This window comes from Flavobacterium sp. (assembly GCF_021151785.1).
In the GTDB taxonomy this organism is placed as follows: Bacteria; Bacteroidota; Bacteroidia; order Flavobacteriales; family Flavobacteriaceae; genus Flavobacterium.
On record NZ_JAGKWP010000189.1, the window covers coordinates 1 to 1,699 of the forward strand.

2 protein-coding genes are annotated in these 1,699 nt (G+C 32.8%); both read left to right on the forward strand.

Annotation, left to right across the window (positions count from 1 at the left end; all coding sequences use genetic code 11):
• On the forward strand, nucleotides 1-360 hold a 360-nt coding region (locus QZ824_RS11535), incomplete at its 5' end, for a hypothetical protein (protein WP_291276164.1).
• 18 nt (nucleotides 361-378) lie between these two features.
• Entirely contained in the window at nucleotides 379-1,500 is a 1,122-nt protein-coding gene (locus QZ824_RS11540; protein ID WP_291276165.1) for a glycosyltransferase family 4 protein, read from the forward strand.
• Nucleotides 1,501-1,699 lie beyond the last annotated feature (199 nt).

The following is a 1,699-nucleotide window of genomic DNA, read 5'->3' on the forward strand; positions in this document are numbered from 1 at the left end:
CATGTAGGATGTATTGGTTTTATTACTGGATATAATTCATCAATGAGTTTAATGAAATATCCTATTGTAATTGCAAGGACACCAATTGCTGCATGTGTATTCGTATTTTGTTCTATCTATTTCAATAAAAATATATTTACATTCATTGTGCGTTTAATCCCTGAAAAATGGATTCAGGGTATAGCCAACATTTCATTCGGATTATATATTTTCCACTATCCAATCATTAATTTGCCAGATTATTTTGACGTTCTCATAATAAACATTGTTTGGAAAGTGGTATTAATATTTCTGCTGGCTTATATCGGAGAAAAAATTCTTCAGCCATATATTAATAAATTATTCCCTATTAACGGATAATACTATTGTAATAATAAGATGAACGTTTTAATTTATTCACATCTGTTTTTACCTTCTGTTGGAGGGATTGAAATTGTATCAGCAACATTAGCTGAGAATCTGATTAAACATGGCATTCGTTGTACGGTCGTGACAAATACACCAAGCGAGTTACCTGATAACTTTATTTATTCAGTAATTCGCCGTCCAAGTTTACTGGAGAAAATAACACTTGTTAGAAAACACGATATTATACATTCCAACGGTGCAAGCTTAGCTTTTTTCTTCGTTGCAATCTTATTAAATAAACCGTTTATATGGACACATGGAGGATATCAGGTTACATGTATAGACGGGTTAGGCTGGGTAGATGGGGAGAAAGCACCGTTAACTCCTTGGGCATCCTATAAATTTCACATAAAGAGAAAGGGACTAATTTCTGCATCATTGAATTTTATGAAGTTGATTATTCGTATTATCGCATCCAAATTTGTAAGTAAAAATATTGCCATAACAGAATGGGTCAGCAGAAGACAAGTATTACCAAAACAAATGGTGATTTATAATCCGTTTCCAATAACAGCTTTTAAAGATGTTAAAAAAATGACTAAGAGTAATCTCTATGATTTTGTATTTCTTGGGAGATTAGTAAGTGAAAAAGGAGTAGAGACTTTATTAAGAGCTTTTGCTTTGCTTATAAAAGATATTGGCCATGAAAATAAAAAGTTACTGCTTATTGGTGATGGTGACAGGAGAATTCAATATGAAGGATTAGCACAAGAACTTGGTCTTTTAAACAATGTATTGTTTGCAGGGAAAAAAACAGGGAAGGATTTGGTTAATGCATTAAGTACATCCCGAATTGCAGTAATACCGTCTGAATGGGAGGAACCAATGGGCGGAGTAGCATTGGAACTTATGGCTGCAGGTAAACCTTTAATTGTTTCTAAAAATGGAGGGCTCGCAGAATGTGTTGGAGATGCAGCACTATTATTTGAAAATAGTAATTACCTGCAATTGTATGAACAAATGAAAACTTTGATTGAAGATACCGATTTACAAGTGCAATTATGCTCAAATGCTGATAAACAGCTGGAAAGATTTGAACCAGCATTTTTAACTCAGGAATATATTTTCATGTATCGTTCGGTATTGCGATAGTATATTATTAAATAATTCCTCAGTAAAAAGATTCAGATTTAAGCTAAACTAAGGGCAAAAAATAGTACATTTAATAAAGCTTAGATAAGTATATATCATAACGAAGTTTCTATTTCATGCCTGTTCGTAAAATAAATCTTATTCATCCGGTAAAAAATGCATTTGCTCTTCAAACGGCCAAAGCTTTTCAGCGCCAAGG